Annotated in this window: 18 protein-coding genes; 9 read left to right on the top strand and 9 right to left on the bottom strand. The window is 64.2% G+C overall.

From position 1 onward, the window contains the following. Positions 1–160: 160 nt before the first annotated feature. The 3 genes from C1A35_RS02035 to C1A35_RS02025 all read right to left on the bottom strand — a co-directional run bounded on the left by C1A35_RS02035 (position 161) and on the right by C1A35_RS02025 (position 2,141). Positions 161–718 carry a fasciclin domain-containing protein gene (locus C1A35_RS02035; RefSeq protein WP_104662692.1) on the bottom strand — a complete coding sequence of 186 codons (558 nt, stop codon included), beginning with the start codon at positions 716–718 and terminating at the stop codon, positions 161–163. Between the two features lie 167 nt (positions 719–885). Beyond that, the gene (locus C1A35_RS02030; RefSeq protein ID WP_104662691.1) at positions 886–1,605 is read right to left on the bottom strand and encodes an anti-sigma factor; all 720 of its coding nucleotides are present in this window, start codon (positions 1,603–1,605) and stop codon (positions 886–888) included. Beyond that, entirely contained in the window at positions 1,602–2,141 is a 540-nt protein-coding gene (locus C1A35_RS02025; RefSeq protein WP_104662690.1) for a sigma-70 family RNA polymerase sigma factor, read from the bottom strand. The genes C1A35_RS02030 and C1A35_RS02025 overlap by 4 nt, the downstream gene beginning before the upstream one ends. Positions 2,142–2,296: 155 nt before the next feature. Here C1A35_RS02025 and argB point away from each other — a divergent pair, with 155 nt between their 5' ends. Next, positions 2,297–3,184: an acetylglutamate kinase gene (gene argB, locus C1A35_RS02020; RefSeq protein WP_034797321.1), complete on the top strand. Its 888-nt coding sequence runs from the start codon at positions 2,297–2,299 to the stop codon at positions 3,182–3,184. A gap of 80 nt (positions 3,185–3,264) precedes the next feature. Here argB and C1A35_RS02015 read toward each other — a convergent pair whose 3' ends face one another. The 4 genes from C1A35_RS02015 to C1A35_RS02000 all read right to left on the bottom strand — a co-directional run bounded on the left by C1A35_RS02015 (position 3,265) and on the right by C1A35_RS02000 (position 6,948). Next, positions 3,265–4,032, bottom strand: coding sequence for an isocitrate lyase/PEP mutase family protein (locus C1A35_RS02015; RefSeq protein WP_104662689.1), 768 nt, complete (start codon positions 4,030–4,032; stop codon positions 3,265–3,267). Beyond that, positions 4,029–5,108, bottom strand: coding sequence for a bifunctional transcriptional activator/DNA repair enzyme AdaA (locus C1A35_RS02010; protein ID WP_104662688.1), 1,080 nt, complete (start codon positions 5,106–5,108; stop codon positions 4,029–4,031). Before C1A35_RS02010 ends, C1A35_RS02015 begins: the two co-directional genes overlap by 4 nt. A 75-nt stretch (positions 5,109–5,183) precedes the next feature. Then, positions 5,184–6,098, bottom strand: a complete 915-nt coding sequence (locus C1A35_RS02005; protein WP_104662687.1) for a DMT family transporter — start codon at positions 6,096–6,098, stop codon at positions 5,184–5,186. 58 nt (positions 6,099–6,156) lie between these two features. Then, positions 6,157–6,948: a sterol desaturase family protein gene (locus tag C1A35_RS02000; RefSeq protein WP_199772834.1), complete on the bottom strand. Its 792-nt coding sequence runs from the start codon at positions 6,946–6,948 to the stop codon at positions 6,157–6,159. Between the two features lie 155 nt (positions 6,949–7,103). Between C1A35_RS02000 and C1A35_RS01995 the strand changes: the two genes are divergently transcribed. Together C1A35_RS01995 and C1A35_RS01990 are read left to right on the top strand one after the other, a co-directional pair. After that, positions 7,104–7,817: a pyrimidine 5'-nucleotidase gene (locus tag C1A35_RS01995; protein ID WP_104662685.1), complete on the top strand. Its 714-nt coding sequence runs from the start codon at positions 7,104–7,106 to the stop codon at positions 7,815–7,817. 166 nt (positions 7,818–7,983) lie between these two features. Continuing rightward, positions 7,984–8,508, top strand: a complete 525-nt coding sequence (locus tag C1A35_RS01990) for an EF-hand domain-containing protein (protein WP_104662684.1) — start codon at positions 7,984–7,986, stop codon at positions 8,506–8,508. Positions 8,509–8,608: 100 nt separating this feature from the next. Here the strand turns inward: C1A35_RS01990 and C1A35_RS01985 are convergent, their stop codons facing one another. Beyond that, the gene (locus tag C1A35_RS01985; protein ID WP_104662683.1) at positions 8,609–9,508 is read right to left on the bottom strand and encodes an LOG family protein; all 900 of its coding nucleotides are present in this window, start codon (positions 9,506–9,508) and stop codon (positions 8,609–8,611) included. Positions 9,509–9,873: 365 nt separating this feature from the next. Here C1A35_RS01985 and dapD point away from each other — a divergent pair, with 365 nt between their 5' ends. The 3 genes from dapD (at position 9,874) to C1A35_RS01970 (ending at position 13,220) form a co-directional block, all read left to right on the top strand. Next, entirely contained in the window at positions 9,874–10,731 is an 858-nt protein-coding gene (gene dapD / locus C1A35_RS01980; RefSeq protein ID WP_104662682.1) for a 2,3,4,5-tetrahydropyridine-2,6-dicarboxylate N-succinyltransferase, read from the top strand. A gap of 5 nt (positions 10,732–10,736) precedes the next feature. Next, a complete protein-coding gene (locus tag C1A35_RS01975; RefSeq protein ID WP_104662681.1) occupies positions 10,737–11,120 on the top strand; it encodes a DUF805 domain-containing protein in 384 nt (127 codons plus the stop codon). A 138-nt stretch (positions 11,121–11,258) separates the two neighbouring features. Next, a complete protein-coding gene (locus C1A35_RS01970) occupies positions 11,259–13,220 on the top strand; it encodes a DEAD/DEAH box helicase (RefSeq protein ID WP_104662680.1) in 1,962 nt (653 codons plus the stop codon). Between the two features lie 123 nt (positions 13,221–13,343). Here the strand turns inward: C1A35_RS01970 and C1A35_RS01965 are convergent, their stop codons facing one another. After that, positions 13,344–14,255 (bottom strand): LysR family transcriptional regulator, encoded by a 912-nt coding sequence (locus tag C1A35_RS01965; RefSeq protein ID WP_104662679.1) that lies wholly within the window; start codon positions 14,253–14,255, stop codon positions 13,344–13,346. A 140-nt stretch (positions 14,256–14,395) separates the two neighbouring features. Here C1A35_RS01965 and C1A35_RS01960 point away from each other — a divergent pair, with 140 nt between their 5' ends. From C1A35_RS01960 to C1A35_RS01950, 3 genes are all read left to right on the top strand, one after another. Continuing rightward, a complete protein-coding gene (locus C1A35_RS01960) occupies positions 14,396–15,220 on the top strand; it encodes an alpha/beta hydrolase fold domain-containing protein (RefSeq protein ID WP_104662678.1) in 825 nt (274 codons plus the stop codon). An 82-nt stretch (positions 15,221–15,302) separates the two neighbouring features. Then, positions 15,303–16,505, top strand: a complete 1,203-nt coding sequence (locus tag C1A35_RS01955) for an efflux RND transporter periplasmic adaptor subunit (RefSeq protein WP_104662677.1) — start codon at positions 15,303–15,305, stop codon at positions 16,503–16,505. A gap of 132 nt (positions 16,506–16,637) precedes the next feature. After that, entirely contained in the window at positions 16,638–19,823 is a 3,186-nt protein-coding gene (locus C1A35_RS01950) for an efflux RND transporter permease subunit (RefSeq protein WP_104662676.1), read from the top strand. Positions 19,824–19,896 lie beyond the last annotated feature (73 nt).

Genomic DNA, 19,896 nt, shown 5'->3' with positions numbered 1-19,896 from the left:
GCGCCGTGAGGCGCGAAAAACGCCACCGGCCAGGTGACCGGTGGCAAGGCGCCAAGACGAGGGGAGCCGCCTTGGCCCGTGGGTCGCACAGCGCTGCGGTGCTCACGTGCAACCGGTGGCGTGCGCAGCGTTTTGTTCAGCGACCTCGTTGTGAACCACGTCAACCCTTGGGCAACAAGACCTTGTCGATCACATGGATGACGCCGTTCGACTGCTTGACGTCGGCGATCGTCACCGTCGCGGAGCCGCCGGTCTCGTCGGTGAGCGTCAGCTTGCCGCCGTCTTCCCTGGCCTTGAGCATGCAGCCGCCGACCGTCTTGACGTCATGCTCGCCGCCATCGTCCGTGACCATCTTGGCGATCGTCGCCGACATCGCGTCGGCGGCAACGACGTGGCAGGTCAGGACCTTGGTGAGCTTCTCCTTGTTTTCCGGCTTCAGGAGCGTGTCGACGGTGCCGGCCGGCAGCGCGTCAAAGGCGGCATTCGTCGGCGCAAAAACCGTGAACGGGCCCTTGCCTTGCAGCGTCTCCACCAGGCCGGCAGCCTTGACGGCGGCGACCAGCGTGGTGTGATCCTTCGAATTGACGGCGTTTTCGACGATGTTTTTCTCCGCATACATCGGCGCGCCGCCGACCATCGGATTTTCGGCATGGGCGGCGAATGCGCTTGCTGCGAGAACGGACGCCGTGGCGACAACGCGAATTGCAGACCTGAACATCTTCTCTTCCTTCCTTTTGAGGGGAGGCGGCGATTGAGCCGCCCCGAAGCTGCCGTTCCCTCCTTGGGGAACATGACAAGCAACGGAGGCGCGCGAGAAAGAGTTTCAGAAATTATTCTGACAGATTATCCTATTGATAAATAATGATATTTATCAACACGATGCGGTCAGAGGTTCCGTGCCTTGCCGAGCGCGATGATCGGTCCGGTGGCCACGCCGGTGGGCGAACCACCGAGCGGTTCGACACTGACGGCAAGGACCGAGCCGGCGGAGATCCTTGACCGGAAGGTGGACGGTACGGCGATCTCGCCCTCGCCTGTCTGCGGCAGGACGCCGAGCGATATCGCCGGGTTGCTGCCGTTGATCAGCCAGAGCTCGAGCGATTTCTGTTCCGCCTGGCCGGCAGCCACCGGCGTCACCTGCAGGCGCCCCGACGCCGGGTCGAAACGGGCGACGAGATCGACGGCGCTGCCTTTTCCCGAGAGCTCGGCAACGAGCGAAGCGCCGGTCGACGGCGCCTCGAACAGGCCGGCCATGGAAGCGCCCATTACCATCAGCGCGGCGAGCGAGGCCAGCGCCAGCCCGCGCCAGAGCGCCAGCGAATGCCAGAACCCGCGGGGCGGCACAGGTTCGGGCCGCAGCGTATCGAAAAGCCGCCGCTCGATCGCGGAGAAGGCTTTGGGTGGAGGCACCACCGGATCATAGCCCTCGTCGAAGGAAGAAAGGTTGCTCTGCCAGCGGTCGACCATGGCTGCGAAATTGCGATCGGAGGCAAGCCTGGCCTCGACCTTGCGGCGGTCGTCGGCAGACAGCACGCCGAGCACATATTCGCCCGCGATCACCTCGTCGCGACGAAAGTCCCGGCCCTCTGGGGTTGGCGTCGTCATCGTTCCATACACTCTCGCAACTTCAGGAGACTGCGCCTCAACCAAGTCCGCATCGTGTTCAGCGGCACCGCGAAGACATCCGCCAGTTCCTGGTAGCTCAGGCCCTCGACATAGGCGCGCCGCACCGCGTCTGCGCGATCCTTTTCAAGCTCCTCCATGCAGGCATCGATCCGCCTGCCTTCCGCTCTCACAACTGCCGATTTTTCCGGATCGGCAGCAGGATCAGCCAAATCGTAGGCTTCGTCAATCACGTTGGCGGCCGGTTTGCGCGCACGGATGATATCGATCGCCTGATTGCGCGCGATCGCCGCCAACCAGGAGCTGGCCGCCGCCTGCCCTTGAACGAAACGGCCGGCGCGCTGCCAGATCTTGACGTAGATTTCCTGCAGCGCCTCTTCCGCCTCGCCCCGGTTTCCTAGGATACGCAGGCAGATGCCGAAGAGTTTCGGGCTCGTCTGGCGGTAGAGTTCGGCAAAGGCATCGCGATCGCCGAGCGAGACGCGGCCAAGCAGCCCGGCAATATCCTCATCCATCATCCAGTGCGCGCCCCAAAGCTCGTTCACAGACGGAGATAGGGCGCCGTTCACAATGTGCCAGCCATGCCGTCATTCCGGCTTTATCTTGTTCGCCGATCATTCCATCGGTCCGGAACTTGCGCTAAACAGCAGCCGGTATTTTTCGAGGGTCCGCCATGTCCGCCAATGAAAGTGAAATCCAGGCACGCCTGCTCACCCAGGCCCTGCCCTACATGCAGCGCTACGAGAACAAGACGATCGTCGTCAAATATGGCGGCCACGCCATGGGCAACAGCGAGCTCGGCCGCGCCTTTGCCAGCGACATCGCACTCCTGAAGCAGTCGGGCGTCAACCCGATCGTCGTCCATGGCGGCGGCCCGCAGATCGGTGCGATGCTGACGAAGATGGGCATCGAATCGAAGTTCGAAGGCGGCCTGCGCGTCACCGACGAGAAAACGGTCGAGATCGTCGAGATGGTGCTCGCCGGCTCGATCAACAAGGAGATCGTCGCGCTCATCAACCAGACGGGCGAATGGGCGATCGGCCTTTGCGGCAAGGACGGCAACATGGTCTTCGCCGAAAAGGCGCGCAAGACGGTCAAGGATCCGGACAGCAATATCGAGCGCGTGCTCGATCTCGGCTTCGTCGGCGAGGTGGTCGAGGTCGACCGCACCCTGATTGACCTGCTCGCCCGCTCGGAGATGATCCCGGTGATCGCGCCGGTGGCGCCCGGCCGTGACGGCCATACCTACAACATCAACGCCGATACCTTTGCCGGCGCCATCGCCGGGGCGCTGAACGCGACGCGCCTCCTGTTCCTGACGGATGTGCCCGGCGTTCTCGACAAGCAGGGCAACCTGATCAAGGAGCTCTCGGTTTCCCAGGCCCGCGCGCTGATCGCCGACGGCACGATCTCCGGCGGCATGATCCCGAAGGTCGAGACCTGCATCGACGCCATCAAGGCGGGCGTCCAGGGCGTCGTCATCCTCAACGGAAAGACCGCCCATTCGGTGCTGCTCGAAATCTTCACCGAGCGCGGCGCCGGCACGCTGATCGTGCCCTGACCGCACCGAACTGGTTCGCACAACAAGAAAGCGGGAGAGGCATGGCCTCTCCCGCTTTTCGTTTTCAGGGCGAATTCCGATCAGCCGCTGTAAATCTCGGTCGCCGCCACCTTCAGCTTCTCCATCATCACGCGGTAGGGCCCCGGGCCGTAGCTGACGCGGGAAACACCGGCGCGGGCGAGCGTCTTCAGGTCGGGTGCTGCCGGTCGCATCATGATGTTGACGGGCAGGATCGAGGCGGCGCAGACCTTGGCAATCAGGGCTTCATCCACCAGCCACGGCACGAAAAAGCCGCTGGCGCCTGCCTCGGCATAGGCCTTGCCGCGGGCGATCGCCTCGTCGACGAGGCCGGCATGCCGGCTCTCGTCGCCTTCCTGCAGGAAGAGATCGGTGCGGGCGTTGATGAACAATGGAATGCCGCGCCGGTCGGCCATGTCGCGAATGGCGCGGATGCGCGCCGCCTGCTTTTCGACCGGATGGACGCCGCCCTTGCCGACCACCTGGTCCTCGAAGTTGATGCCGATGGCGCCGACATCGAGGATGCGCGAGACATTGGCGGCACCGGTCGCCGAATCGTCGGAATAGGCGCCCTCGAAATCGATGCTGACGGGAAGCTCCGTGCTTGCCACGATCAGGCGGGCGATATCGGCGAGCCAGGCGAGCGGCACTTTTTCGCCGTCGCCGAAGCCGTGCGCGGCCGCCACCGACCAGCTTCCGGTGGCAAGCGCCTTCGCGCCCGCCTCGGCTACCGCCTTGGCGCTGCCGGCATCCCAGATGTTGTAGAGCACCACCGGATCGCCCTTTTTATGCAGGGCGGCAAAGGCGAGCGCCTTTTCCTTCTGGTTCATTGCGTTTCCTCCACGAACGGGCTGACAGGTTTCGCTTTCGCCTCGTGCCGCAACAGCCATTGTTTCCGCCAGAGCCCACCGCCGTAACCCGTGAGCGAACCGTCCGCGCCAAGGCAGCGGTGGCAGGGAATGACGATGGCGATCCGGTTGGACCCGTTGGCATGGGCCACGGCGCGCGCGGACTGGATCGTAGCGACCTCGCGGGCAATGTCACCATAGGACCGCGTCCCACCGGCGGGAATTTCCACGAGCTTCGCCCAGACGTTGCGCTCGAAAGGTGTCCCGCCGGGCGCAAGTGGCGTTTGGAATGCGCCCATATCGCCCGCGAAATAGGCCTTCAACTCGCCTTCGATCCTGTCGATCGGCGCCGTCCTGCCGGGCACGATCGCCGAGCGCGTCGCGCGCTTCAGCGCCGCGAGTTCCGTCGGCAATGCCTTGCGATCGTGGAACTCAAGCAGATGCAGATGTGTGGCGTCGCCGATCGCAACCATGGGGCCGATCGGCGTCTCGATCCAGTCGAAGGAGAGCAGCGCCCGCCCCAAAGCGGCGGCGGGCGCGTCGCCAAGCAATCGCTGGAAGGCGGCACGAAAGCCGCTCGGAGATTCGTAACCGGCTTCGAGCTGGGCGTCGATCACGCGCCCTCCATCGGCAAGCTGCCGGGCAGCAAGCCCCAGGCGGCGATACCGGGCCAGATCGAGAAAGGTGATGCCGAGATTGCGTTTGAACACCCGTCGGACAGTCGACGGATCGAGCCCGCGGCGCACGATATCGTCCTCGCTCCAGCGTCTCTCAGGCGCTGCTTCCAGCGCCTGCAAGAGTTCGGTGACGAGCGGATCCTTTGCACCGAAAGTAGCGAGCGGACGGCAGCGCTGGCAGGGACGGAACCCCGTCTCCAGGCAGGTACCGATCGAGCCGACGAAGATCGTGTTTTCCCGCTTCGGCTTGCGGGCCGGGCACGACAGGCGGCAGAAAACGCCAGTCGTCTTGACGCAGACGAAGGCAGAACCTTCGTATTCGCTGCTGCGCGCCATCAAGGCGTCGTAGAGCGTTTCATCGGAGGGAAGATCGAACAACATGCCCGAGTTCTAGCATGACCACGCATCGCACGACGCCGGTTTTCGGGCGTCTATTTTTCAGATCAGCGCCCGTCTTCAGATGAGGACCAGCATCACGACGCCGAGCACGATCAGCAGGCAGCCCAGAAGCTCCAGCCGGTTGATCCATTCGCGGAAGATGAAGAAGGACGAGGCGAAGGTGAAGAGCATTTCCACCTGAGCGACGACCTTGACGACGGCCGCCTGCTGCAACGTCATCGCCATGAACCAGCCGAAGGACGCAGACGCGCCGACGAAGCCGACGACGAAGGCCGGCTTCCAGGCGGCGGCGATGCGCGGCAGCTCGTCGCGTTCGCGCAGCACGATCCAGATCAGCATGACCACGGTCTGCAAGAGGATGACAAAGCCGAGCGTGAAGCTTGCCTGCATCATATAGTCGGGTGCGGGCAGGCTCGGCGCCAGCGCCAGCGAGGCCGAGCGGTAGGCGACCGCCGAAAGGCCGAAGAAGGTACCGGAGAGCAGACCGATACCGGCGGTGCGCGAAAACACCGAGGTCACCAGCGTGCGGGCGCTCAAGGTCGTGCGCGCCACCGAGATCAGCATCACGCCGACAACCGAGATGGCGATTGCCACCAGCGTGCCCTGGCTTGCCTTTTCGCCGAGAAAGATCAGGCCAAACACCGCCGCCTGGGCCGGTTCGGTGCGAGAATAGGCGGTTCCAACAGCGAAGTTGCGGAACGAGAAGAGGTGGACGAGCAGGAAGGTGGCGGCAATCTGTGCAAGCCCGCCGATCACCGCCCAGAGGAAGAAGGTGCCATTCGGCACCGGAAGCGGGCGGCCGATCACCTGCCACAGTACAATGAGGTAGAGGAAGGCGAAGGGCAGGCCGAAGCCGAAGCGCACGAAGGTCGCGCCCGTCGTGCCCATGACGCCTTTCAAGTGTTTCTGCATTGCGGAGCGGACGTTCTGAAGGAAGGCCGCGGCGATGGTGATGAGGACCCAGGTTTCCATCGTTTCGAGCTAGCATGCAGGCCCGCTCATTGCCAAGGACGACCGGCGCGGCCGGCTGTTATTCCGCCTTCTCCGGCACCTCTGCGAGCTCCCGGCTCTCGCCGATCGTGATGCGCGGCGCTTCGTCCTCGAACGTCTTTACCCGTTGATCGTAGTTCGGCGCGAGCGTCCCGAGCACACGGTCCCAGAAGGAGAAGTAGTTGGCGTAATTGTACCGGAAACTCTGATGATGCTGGTCGTGAAACGTCGTGCACAAAAGCGGAGACGGATGACGGGCCGTCGAGGTGGCGAAATACTCGAAACCGCAGTGTCCGATCATGCCGTTGAAATGTTCGAACAGCCTATGGGCGATGAGGACCAACGGCGGAAACGGTACGGCAAAAACGACGACGGCCGAAAAGCTCTGAAGCAGGAAGTTGTCGAGCACGTCTTCCGAATAGGTGGCCCAGATCGTCGGCGCGACGCTTTTATGGTGCAGGGCATGCAGCGGGTAGAGCCACTTGGTGTGCAGCAGCCGGTGCATGAAATAGAACCAGGCATCGTAAAGGATCATGCTGAGCACGAAGAGCGGCAGGGCGTTCCACCAGCTGAGCGTCCAGGGCGCAGGCGCCCAACCCTTCTGCTGAGCGTAGAGGCCGATCGTCAGCGGCAGGCAGGCGCTGAACATCGATTTGAGGCTCTGGCGAATTTCGGCCTTGCGGCGCTTGTCGGAACCGCGTCCCTTCTGGATCTTTCGTTCGGGATTGCGCTCATTGAGCCAGGTAATGCCGTAGCCGAGGGCGAAATAGGTGACGACGGTGAACGAATAGAATCCGAACAGGAACAGCAGATAGAACACTTCGTCAGACATTGGCATCCGCATCCCCGAGCCAAAAACCGCGCGAGCGGAAGATGCCACGCACAGCTGATAACTCAAAGCGCTAATCTATGCGTCAGCATTGCGCTTAGGCGCGGCGCGTCTCTTTTCTCGTTTGCTGCCACGATCCGTCGTGTCATAAGGCGGAGATGAAAAAGCTCGACCGCCTGCCGACCCGCTCCGAATTCGCCCACGTCACCGACTGGGTCTTCGACCTCGACAACACGCTCTATCCCCACCACGTCAACCTGTTTGCGCAGATCGACCGCAACATGACGGCCTATGTGGCGAAGCTATTGTCGCTGGATCCGGCCGACGCCAAGAAGCTGCAGAAGGACTATTACCGCGACCACGGCACGACGCTCAAAGGCCTGATGATCCATCACGGCATCGACCCGAACGAGTTCCTCGAGCAGGCGCATGCGATCGACTACTCGATCGTCCCTGCCGACCCGGCGCTCGGCGAAGCCATCCGGTCGCTGCCCGGCCGCAAGTTCATCTTCACCAATGGCAGCGTTGCGCATGCGGAGATGACGGCGCGCGCGCTCGGCATCCTCGACCACTTCGACGACATCTTCGACATCGTCGCCGCCGATTTCGTGCCGAAGCCGGCGGGCGAGACCTATGACAAGTTCATGAGCCTGCACCGGGTCGATACCCGCAATGCCGTCATGTTCGAGGATCTGCCGCGCAATCTCCTGGTGCCGAAGGCGCTGGGCATGAAGACGGTGCTCCTGGTGCCGCAGAACCTCGAATACACCTTTGCGGAATCGTGGGAGAAGTCGAACGACACCGACGAGCAGATCGACTACGTGACGGAAGACCTCACCGGCTTCCTGCGGAGCCTCCTCACGGATCTCTAAAGTGGGCGCGGGCGGACGCCGCAAGCACGGTTTCCCGCCCGCCTCGACACAATTTGGCCGCCGAAAAACCCCTTTTCGGCCAATGACTTAAATTACCAAAGTTTAACTGGCGTCGGCTGCGCCTGCGTCTATCCTTCCGATCAGAAACAACCGATCGAAAGGACGCATGATGCCGAACAAGACGCTGATCCTCGGGGTGGTCGCACTCTCAGTCGCCGTCACCGGAATGGCCTCCCCCTCCTTCGCCGCACGCGAAAAGATGACGCCCGAACAGCGCGGCGCGCGCATGATCGAGCGGCTCGACACCAACAAGGACCAGAAAGTTTCGCTCACCGAGTTCCAGGCGCGGATCTCCGACAATTTCAAGACCTTCGACACCAATGGCGACGGGCAGATCAGCACCGAAGAGATGAAGGTCAAGCGCGAGGCCTTCCGCGAGGCACGCAAGGCCTGGAAGGACGCCAAGGCCAAGACCGGCACGGAGCGCGAGACCGCCCTTGCCAAGCTGAAGGAAGCCCGCCCGGCGATGCTGCCTGGTCTGAGGCCCAAGGCCTTCAAGCGCGTCGACACCGACGGCAACGGCTCGCTGAGCGCGAGCGAAGTTTCAAGCGCCGCCGAGGCGATGTTCAAGCGGCGTGACAAGAATGGCGACGGCGTCATCGACGCGGCCGACTTCACCAAAAAGATCTGACGGGAGCTCTTCTCTCTCCCCACCGCCCGGTGGAGAGGCTCCTGCCTAGCCCATAGCCCCTTGCTCCCCCAGCGAGGGGCTATGCGCTTTCATGGCACGATTAGCGGCGGCCGTTCGCCATCGGAACGGACTTCGGATCGACCGTTTCGTAGAAGCGGGAAATGATCTCCCAGGCTTCATCGGCGGTTTCGACGAACTGAACCAGATCGACATCGTTGGGCGCGATCGTGCCGAATTCGGCGAGCGCCTCGAAATTGACGATCGAGCGCCAGAACTTTTCGCCGAAGAGAATGAGCGGGACCAGCGCCAGGCGTCCGGTCTGCATCAGCGTCATCGTCTCGAACAGCTCGTCCAGCGTGCCGAAACCGCCCGGGAACACGGTGACGGCCTTGGCGCGCAGGAGGAAATGCATCTTGCGGATGGCGAAGTAGTGGAAGTTGAACGACAGTTCCGGGGTCACGAAACGGTTCGGCGCCTGTTCGTGCGGCAGCACGATGTTGAGACCGATCGACGGCGCGCCGACATCGTCGGCGCCGCGGTTGCCCGCTTCCATCACGCCCGGGCCGCCGCCGGTGACGACAACATATTCCTTGTAGTGCAGCTTGGCCGAATGCTCGGAGCAGAGCCGCGCGAACTTGCGTGCTTCCTCGTAATAGACCGAGGCCGCTTCGAGGTTCTTGCGCTGCGTCTCGTTCTTCGCCGCCCAGGCGTCGCCGCCCGGCTCGGGAATGCGGGCGCCACCAAACATCACAACGGTGGAATTGATGCCGCGTTCCTCCAGCATCATTTCGGTTTTCAACAGTTCGAGCTGCAGCCGGATCGGGCGCAGTTCCTCGCGGCAGAGAAAATCGTCGTCGATATAGGCGAGGCGATAGGAGGGCGAGGCCGATTGCGGCGTCAGCGGAACGGTCTGTGCGCGTTGCCGGCTCTGCGAGCTGTCGGCCAGCGGATCCCAGACCCCATCTTTGCGGCGCAGAGCGCGTTTCTTCATGCGTGCCATAATGTCGTCTTTCCCGTCGCGTTCCGGACAATCGGCATCTCGTCCAGACGCGTCCTATCCTCAATCCTCGGTCATGAAGGTCGCAAGCGCACAACGCGCCGCGGCGGCCTTTGCGCATCCCCAACGGGCACGCGGCGCTGTAGTGCCGTGTTCGCCTCGCTTTGCCAAGCCCTGGCCACTCACGGGACCTGAAAAGCCCTTCAACTTTTCAGGATCATGTTCTGCAGCGCCGTGCCCTGAAGGACATGTCAAGATCGCTGCAGCAGCTAGATCTGCTGCATAATTTTGTCCTTAAATCGATTCCGATTTTGGGATTTATGCAGTAGAGCTTTCGCAGGATAACCGCCGAACTTTAAGGAATTCCGATGACGAACCACGACCTCGCCTCCCTGTCGCAGACGATCGAAGCCGCCTTTGAAGACCGCGATTCCGTCAACACCGGAACGCGCGGCGCGGTGCGCGATGCCGTCGAGACGGCACTCAACCTGCTCGACAGCGGCAAGGTGCGCGTCGCCCAGCGCGGCGACGACGGCAACTGGACGGTCAACCAATGGCTGAAGAAGGCCGTACTGCTCTCCTTCCGCCTCAACCCGATGGAAATCGTCAAGGGCGGCCCCGGCCAGTCCGTCTGGTGGGACAAGGTGCCCTCGAAGTTCGACGGCTGGAGCGTCAACGAGTTCGAGAAGGCCGGCTTCCGCGCCGTTCCGAACTGCGTCGTGCGCCGCTCGGCCTACATCGCCCCCAACGCCATCCTGATGCCCTCCTTCGTCAATCTCGGCGCCTATGTCGGCGAAGGCACCATGGTCGACACCTGGGCAACGGTCGGCTCCTGCGCCCAGATCGGCAAGAACGTGCACCTTTCGGGCGGCGTCGGCATCGGCGGCGTGCTGGAGCCGATGCAGGCCGGCCCGACGATCATCGAGGACAATTGCTTCATCGGCGCCCGCTCGGAAGTGGTCGAAGGCTGCATCGTGCGGGAAGGCTCGGTGCTTGGCATGGGTGTCTTCATCGGCAAGTCGACCAAGATCGTCGACCGCGCCACCGGCGAAGTGACCTATGGCGAAGTTCCGCCCTATTCCGTCGTCGTTGCCGGCTCGATGCCGTCGGGCTCGACCATGGGCAACGGCCAGCCGGCGCCGAACCTCTATTGCGCCGTCATCGTCAAGCGCGTCGACGAAAAGACCCGCTCGAAGACCGGCATCAACGAACTGCTTCGGGACTGATCCCGATGACACCGGAGGGGCCGCAGCCGAGCATGACCTGGCTGTTCTTCAGCCCCTCCGGCCGCATCGGCCGCCTCCCCTTCTTTCTCTCCTGGCTGTTCTGGTTCCTGATCGGCGGCTTCATGGTCGCCAGGATGGTTGCCAACGAGGGTAACGAGACGGCGCTTGCGATCTGGACGCTGCTTTTCGTCGTATCGAGCCTCGTCTCGCTTCCCTCTATCGCCATGCTGGCGATCAAGCGCCTGCACGATATCGGCTATCCCGGCCCACTTTCCCTCACTCTGTTCATCCCGGTCTTGAGCCCGGTCGTCTTCATCGCCCTTTGCCTCTGGCCGGGCGATCAGGGGCCCAACGAATTCGGCGCGCACAGCGACGAACCCGGTCCCTGACCCTTCGCCCCTGTACAAGAACGGCGCGAGCGCGTATGAAGCGCGCCATGACAGGCCCGCGACGTGTTGGCCGCGGCAATTGGCGCCGAGACGATCCGATCGTCCCGGGCACGACGACCGAAATCCGAAAGACAAGATATGACTGAATTCGAAGGGATCGCGCCTGCGATCGCCGAGGCGTTGGCAAAACGCGGTTACAACGAATTGACGCCGGTTCAAAAGGCGATGCGCGACCCGGAGCTTGCGGGCAAGGACGCGCTGGTCTCGGCGCAGACCGGCTCCGGCAAGACGGTCGCCTTCGGCCTGGCGCTGGCGCCGACGCTGCTTGGCGACGAACGCCGCTTCGGACCGGCCGCGGCACCCCTGGCGCTCGCCATCGCACCGACGCGCGAACTGGCACTGCAGGTCAAGCGCGAACTCGAATGGCTCTATGGCGAGACCGGCGCAACCATCGCTTCCTGTGTCGGCGGCATGGACATGCGCACCGAGAAGCGGACGCTCGAGCGCGGCGCCCACATCGTCGTCGGCACGCCCGGCCGTCTTTGCGACCACATCCGCCGCAACTCGCTCGACATTTCGTCGCTGCGCGCCATCGTGCTCGATGAGGCCGACGAGATGCTAGACCTCGGCTTCCGCGAGGACCTCGAGTTCATTCTCGAAGAGTCCCCGGACGATCGCCGCACCCTGATGTTCTCGGCCACCGTGCCGAAGTCGATCGCCACGCTTGCGAAGAACTACCAGCGCGACGCCGTGCGCATCAGCACCGCGTCCGAACAGAAGCAGCATGTCGACATCGAGTACCGCGCGCTCACCGTGGCGCCGAACGACCGCGAAAACGCGATCATCAACGTGCTGCGCTATTACGAAGCGCGCAACGCCATCGTGTTCTGTTCGACCCGCGCGGCCGTCAACCACCTGACCGCGCGCTTCAACAATCGCGGCTTCTCGGTTGTGGCGCTTTCGGGCGAACTCAGCCAGAACGAACGCACCCATGCGCTGCAGGCCATGCGCGATGGCCGCGCCCGCGTCTGCATCGCCACCGACGTGGCCGCCCGCGGCATCGACCTGCCGGGCCTCGAACTCGTCATTCACGCCGACCTGCCGACCAATTCGGAAACGCTGCTTCACCGCAGCGGCCGCACCGGACGCGCCGGCCAGAAGGGCGTCAGCGCGCTGATCGTGCCGGTCAACCAGCGCCGCAAGGCCGAGCGGCTGCTCGACGGCGGCCGGATCACCGCGACCTGGGCTCGTCCGCCGTCGGCCGACGAGGTCAGCCAGCGCGACGACGAGCGCCTGCTTGCCGACACCAGCTTCGCAGAACCGATCCGCGAGGACGAACAGGCGATCGTGGCCGCCCTTCTCGAACGCCACGGCGCCGAGCAGATGGCCGCCGCCTTCGTGCGCCAGTTCCGTTCGGGACGGTCGGCCCCGGAAGACCTGATCGAAGTCGCCGTCGGCGACAACCGCGCCAAGCCGCGCCGCGACGAGCGCGGACCGCGTGAGGACTTCGGCGCCGAGCGGGCTGACTTCAGCGACGGCAGCTGGTTCTCGCTCTCGGTCGGCCGCAAGCAGAGCGCCGAGCCGCGCTGGCTGATCCCGATGCTCTGCCGCCACGGCAAGCTGACGAAGCGCGACATCGGCGCGATCCGCATGCAGCAGGAAGAGACCTTCGTCGAAATGACGGCCGAGGGCGCCGAACGGTTCCTGTCGGCGATCGGCAAGGACAAGACGCTGGAAAAGGGCATTCGCGTGAAGCCGCTTGCCGGCGCACCGGATCTCACCCAGCAGCGCCAGGAAAAGCCTAGCTACTCCAAGGACAAGCCGAACTTCTCGAAGGATAAGCCGGGCTTCGGCAAGAAGCGCCCCTATTCCGACGATACCACCCGTGGCGACGAGCGCGGCGACTTCAAGCCGAAGCGCAAGTTCGAGAAGAAGGCCGGCTACACCGACGGCCCCGCCTATACCGAGGATCGGCCGCCGGCGAAGGGCGCCGACAAGCCCTGGGGCAACAAGAAGAAGGGCAAGCCGGACGCGGGCAAGGACGGCGGCTTCAAGCCCAAGACCAAGCCGAAGGGCAACGCCAAGAACCGCCAGGGCTGAGCCTGGCAACGGCAAAACTCAAAACCAATCAAAGGCGCCGCGATCCGATCGCGGCGCTTTTTTTGCATCTTGGGATCGGCACAAAGGTGGGTAACGCCCGGCATCGCCTGCCGCGAGCGGTGTTCAGGCCGTGTCGAGCTGCGACTGGGCGACGACCTTCACCACCCAGTCGGCAAAGACGCGCAGGCGGCTGCTCAGGTGGCGGTTCGGCGGATAGACCAGATAGATCGGCATGGGCTCGACCTCCCAATCCTCCAGCACCGGCCGCATGGCGCCGGTCACGAGATCGTCGCGCACCATGAAGCGCGGCGCCTGGATGACCCCGAGGCCGGCGCGGGCGGCGGCAAGATAGGTGGTCGATTCATTCGCCGCCACCGTGTAGCGGCCGTTCACCTCGATCTCCTCGTTGCCACGCTTGAAGTAGAACGGCATCTGCTGACCTGTCTGCGGCCGGAAATAGCCGACGACGTAGCAGTTCTTCGAGAGATCCGAGGGGTGCTGCGGGACCGCGTGGCGCGAGAGATACTCTGGCGCCGCGACGGCGACGAAGCTCATCTCGGTGATGCGGCGCGCAATCAGCGACTGGTCGGTGAGCGCGCCGACGCGAATGGCGCAATCGACGTTCTCGGCCACGTAGTCGACCGTCCGGTCCGAGACCCCGAGGTCGATCTGGATGTCGGGATAACGCTTGTGAAACTCCGGCAGCGCGGGGATCACGATCAGGTTGGCGATCGCGCTCGCCATCTCCACCCGCAGCCGCCCCTTCGGCAAGGTCTGGGCGCTCGAAAGGCTGCCGTCGAGTTCGTCGAGGTCGGTCAAGAGGCGGGCGGCGCGCTCGTAGTAAAGCGCGCCATCGGGCGTCACCAGCACCCGGCGAGTGGTCCGGTTCAAAAGCTTCGTGCGCAGATGCGCCTCCAATCCCTGGATGAGATTGGTGAGCGTTGCCTTCGGCATGTTCAGCGAAGCGGAAGCGCGGGTGAAATTTCCGGTTTCGACGACGCGGAGGAACGCGCGCATGGCCGTGAGCTGGTCCATTTTCAAGAGCCATAATTGTTCGAGAATACGAATAGTGTAGTCAGATTGAAAAGACTATTCCAGACAGAAGACAATGCTATTCTCCTATCGTGGCGTGTTGTCGCCACATGTGGGTTTAGCTCGGGCCGAAGGCAAGAGAGATGGGCGAACAGTTCAAGGTGGAGACGATGCAGACGGGCCAAGGCTCGTGCACGGCACGCGTCTACCGCGGCGAGGCCCTGCTCAATCCGCCGCCGGTCGTGTTGCACCTGCATGGCGGCTCCTTCGTCGGCGGAACGATCGCCGCCGGCGAGCGTGTCGCCGAGGCGCTCGCGGCTGCCGGAGCGGTGGTGATCTCTCCGGAATATTCCGCGGCCTGCCTCAATCCCTTTCCCGCGGCGCTTGATGTCGCCTACGCCATGCTGTCGTCGATGCGCTCGCGCTGCCCGCAGTTCGCGCACAAGAAGTCGTCGCTGTTCGTGGCCGGCGAAGAGGCTGGCGGCAATGTCGCCGCCGGTGCCGCGCTGATGGCGCGGGACCAGTATCTGACCGATCTCAAGGGCCAGATCCTGCTGTCGCCGATGCTCGACCCGTGCCTGGCAACGGAATCGTTCCGGCAATACTGCCCACAGTCCTCGGCGCAATCGATCGCCGACGGCTGGCAACGTTATCTCGGCCAGAGCGGTGGCTTCACCCACCCTTACGCCGCGCCGGCCCACTGTACGCGGCTTGCCGGCCTCGTGCCTTCGCTGATCGTGACCAGCGAGGAATGTCCGATGCGCGACGAGGCTGAAGCCTATGCCGAGCGCCTGCGCAAGGCGGGCGTGGCGGTGGAGTCCCACGTGCTGTCGGGACGCGCCGGATGGTTGCCGCAGAACGCGTGTTCCGGCGAAGGCTGGTCGGCACAGCAGAAGGAAATTACCGGCATCTTCGCCCGCTTCTTCCAGAAGGCGGGGGCAAAGCCGGCGGAAATGACGGTGCGTTAGACGAGGGCGGCGGTCACCCAGCCCATCCCCCGATCTGGCATCGAACGCAAAGCGCCGGCTCCCAACCGGCAAGGAGAGAAAAATGACATCGACAGTGACCCGCCGGGCCCTCTGGGGCGCCGGCCTGAGCATCCTTTTGTCTGTCGGCGGCGGTGCCGCCGTCCTGTTCGGCCTGCCGCAGCATTTCGAAGCGGATGCCGCGACCGATGCGGCCGCCGCCGCGCCGCCGGCCGTTCCGGTCTCGGTGGCGCGGGCGCAGTCCAAGCGCATCACCACCTGGGAGGAATTCTCCGGGCGGCTCGAAGCGATCGAGCGCGTCGAGGTTCGCCCGCGCGTCGGCGGCGCCATCCTCAAGGCGCACTTCCGCGAAGGCGCGCTCGTCAAGCAGGGCGACCTGCTTGTGACGATCGACCCGGAACCCTATGCCGCCGCCGTCGAGCGGGCAAAGGCCCAGGTTTCTGCCGCCGAAGCGCGCGTTTCCCTCGCCAAGATCGAGCTCGAGCGTGGCCGCAAGCTGGTGACCACCAGTGCCGTGCCGCAGAGCAGCGTCGACCAGCGCTCCAGCGCCTATGACGAGGCGCAGGCCGAGGTCCGTTCGGCCAAGGCGGCCCTGCGCACGGCCGAACTCGACCTGCAATATACCGAGGTGCGCGCCCCGATCTCCGGCCGCGTCGGCCGGCTCGACGTCACTGCCGGCAACCTCGTGGCCGCCGGCTCCGCCTCGCCCGTGCTGACGACGCTCGTTTCGGTCGATCCGATCTATGCGAGCTTCAATGCCAGCGAAGAGGTGGTCACAACCGCACTCGCAAGGCTCGCGGCGTCCGCCGGCGGCAGCGCCATCGAACGCATCCCGGTCCAGGTCGGCACCGCCGCAGACGAAGGCACGCCGATCTCCGGCCACATCCAGCTCATCAACAACGAGGTGGATGCGGCAACCGGCACGATCCGGGTGCGCGCGGCGCTTGAAAACGCCGACGGCAAGCTGATCCCCGGACAGTTCGTCCGCATCCGCATCGGCGAACCGGACCCGGAAGAAAAGCTCGTCATCAGCGACCGCGCCATCGGCTCCGACCAGGACAAGAAGTTCGTCTTCGTCGTCGGCACCGACAACAAGGTCGAGTACCGCCAGGTGAAGCTCGGACCGAATTCCGACGGTCTGCGTATCGTCGAAAGCGGTCTGGCGTCGGGCGAGAACATCGTCGTCAACGGCCTGCAGCGGGTTCGCCCCGGTGTCATCGTGGCGCCGCAGCAGGTCGAGGAAACGACCGCCTCGATCGCCAAGTAAACTGAAGCGCCTCTTCGCTCGATGTGAAGAGGCGGCCAGCCCAGGCATCACTCAGCAGACACCTTGCCGCGCGGCGACGCTTTTCGCCGCGCACGGGCGAGCTCTGCCCTGAAACGTCCCAAGGGGGATACCATGAATTTCTCACGCTTCTTCGTCGACCGCCCGGTCTTCGCGGGCGTTCTTTCGGTCCTGATCTTCGTGGCCGGCCTGATCGGCATGACCGGTCTGCCGATCTCCGAATATCCCGAAGTCGTGCCGCCGCAGATCGTCGTGCGCGCGCAATATCCGGGCGCCAACCCGGCCGTCATCGCCGAGACGGTGGCGACACCGCTCGAAGAGCAGATCAACGGCGTCGAGGACATGCTCTACATGCAGAGCCAGGCGACCGCAGACGGCCTGATGACGCTGACCGTCACCTTCGCGCTCGGCACCGACCCGGACCAGGCGCAACAGCTCGTGCAGAACCGCGTCTCGCAGGCCGAGCCGCGGCTGCCCGAGGAGGTGCGCCGCCTCGGCATCACCACGGTCAAGAGCTCGCCCGACCTGACCATGGTCGTGCACCTGCTTTCGCCGAGCGGCCAGTATGACATCAACTATCTGCGCAACTACGGTGTGCTGAACGTCAAGGATCGGCTGGCGCGCATCGAAGGCGTCGGTCAGGTTCAGATCTTCGGCGGCGGCGACTATTCGATGCGCATCTGGATCGACCCGCAGAAGGCGGCCGAGCGCGGCCTTGCCGCAAGCGACATCGCCAATGCGGTGCGCGGCCAGAACGTGCAGGCGGCAGCCGGCGTGATCGGCGCCTCGCCTTCCGTCCCGGGCCTCGACCTGCAGCTCTCCGTCAACGCCCAGGGCCGCCTGCAGACGCCCGAGGACTTCGAGAACATCGTCGTCAAGTCCGGCGCTCAAGGCGAAGTAACCCGCCTGGCCGACGTTGCCCGCGTCGAAATGGGCGCTTCCGACTATTCGTTGCGCTCGCTGCTCGACAACAAGCCCGCCGTCGGCATGGCGGTCTTCCAGGCCCCCGGATCGAACGCGATCCAGATTTCCGACGACGTGCGCAAGGCCATGGCCGAGATGAAGCTCACCATGCCCGATGGCGTCGACTACGGCATCGTCTACGACACCACCCAGTTCGTGCGCGCCTCGATCGAATCGGTGGTCGACACACTGCTCGAAGCCATCGCGCTGGTCGTGCTCGTCGTCATCATCTTCCTGCAAACCTGGCGCGCCTCGATCATTCCGCTCGTCGCCGTGCCGGTCTCGATCGTCGGCACCTTCGCCGTCATGTATGTCTTCGGCTTCTCGATCAACGCGCTCAGCCTCTTCGGCCTGGTGCTGGCGATCGGCATCGTCGTCGACGACGCGATCGTCGTGGTGGAAAACGTCGAACGCAACATCGAGCAGGGCCTGTCGCCGGTGCAGGCGACCTACCGCGCCATGCAGGAAGTCTCGGGCCCGATCATCGCGATCGCGCTGGTGCTCGTCGCCGTGTTCGTGCCGCTCGCCTTCATCACCGGGCTTACCGGCCAGTTCTATCGCCAGTTCGCGCTGACGATCGCAATCTCGACCGTCATCTCGGCGCTGAATTCGCTGACGCTCTCCCCGGCGCTGGCCGCCCTTCTCCTGAAGGACCATCACGCGCCGAAGGACTGGCTGACGCGGGTGATGGACAGGCTGTTCGGCTGGTTCTTCCGCGGCTTCAACCGCTTCTTCGGGGCAAGCTCGGAAGCCTATGGCCGCGGCGTCGGCCGAATCCTGACGCGCAAGTCGCTGATCATGGTGGTCTATGTCGTGCTTCTCGGCGTCACCTTCACGCTGTTTCGCGCGGTTCCCGGCGGCTTCGTGCCGGCGCAGGACAAGCAGTACCTGATCGGCTTCGCCCAGCTTCCGGATGCAGCCACCCTTGACCGCTCGGAAGACGTGATCAAGCGCATGAGCGAGATCGCGCTCAAGCACCCGGGCGTCGAAAACGCCATCGCCTTCCCGGGCCTGTCGATCAACGGCTTCACCAACTCGTCGAACTCCGGCATCGTGTTCGTCGCCCTCAAGCCCTTCGAGGAACGCAAGACGCCTGAGCTCTCCGGCGGCGCGATCGCCATGCAGCTCAACCAGGAATTCGGCGTCATCCAGGATGCGTTCATCGCCATGTTCCCGCCGCCGCCCGTCCAGGGTCTCGGCACGACCGGCGGCTTCAAGCTGCAGCTTGAGGACAAGAACGGCCTCGGCTACCAGGCGCTCGACGAGGCGGCCAAGGCCTTCCTCGCCAAGGCCTACCAGGCACCGGAACTGGCCGGGCTCTATTCGAGCTACCAGATCAACGTGCCGCAGCTCTATGCCGACCTCGACCGCGTGAAAGCGCGCCAGCTCGGCGTGGCCGTCACCGACGTCTTCGAGACCTTGCAGATCTACCTGGGCTCGCTCTACGTCAACGACTTCAACGCCTTCGGCCGCACCTACAGCGTGCGTGTCCAGGCGGATGCCAACTACCGCAGCCATGCCGACGACATCGGCAAGCTGAAGGTGCGCTCGCAGTCCGGCGAAATGATCCCGCTGTCGGCGCTGCTGAAGGTCGAGCAAACGGTCGGTGCCGAACGGGCGATCCGCTACAACGGCTTCCTGTCCGCCGACATCAACGGCGGCCCGGCACCGGGTTTCTCGTCCGGCCAGGCGCAGGAAGCCATTGAACGCATCGCCGCTGAAACCCTGCCTCCGGGCATCGGCTACGAGTGGACGGACCTGACCTACCAGCAGATTCTTGCGGGCAATTCCGGCATCCTGGTCTTCCCGCTGGCGCTGCTGCTCGTCTACCTGGTGCTCGCTGCCCAGTATGAAAGCCTGACGCTGCCGATCGCGATCATCCTGATCGTGCCGATGGGCATCATGGCGGCGCTGGTGGGCGTCTGGCTGACCGGAGGCGACAACAACGTCTTCACCCAGATCGGCCTGATCGTCTTGGTCGGGCTATCGGCGAAGAACGCCATCCTGATCGTCGAGTTCGCCCGCGAACTGGAACTCTCGGGCAGCACGCCGGTCAAGGCGGCAATCGAGGCAAGCCGGCTGCGTCTTCGCCCGATCCTGATGACCTCGATGGCCTTCATCATGGGCGTCGTGCCGCTGGTCCTGTCGACCGGCGCCGGTGCGGAAATGCGCTCGGCGATGGGTGTTGCGGTCTTTGCCGGCATGATCGGCGTTACCGCCTTCGGCATCTTCATGACGCCGGTGTTCTACGTGCTGATCCGCAAGCTCGCCGGCGAGCGGCCGCTGAAGCACGCAGGCGCCCATATCGAAGCGCCGCATCTGGCGCCCGGAGAATAAGCCCTTCTCCATCCCTTCGCGATCTTCAGGCGGGCCGGTTCACTCCGGCCCGTTGAAGCTGCGGCGCTGCGCC

It is taken from the genome of Ensifer adhaerens (genome assembly GCF_002940685.1).
In the GTDB taxonomy this organism is placed as follows: Bacteria; Pseudomonadota; Alphaproteobacteria; order Rhizobiales; family Rhizobiaceae; genus Ensifer; species Ensifer adhaerens_E.
The sequence above is the reverse complement of the archived record's forward strand: the minus strand, read 5'-3'. Positions and strand labels throughout refer to the sequence as shown.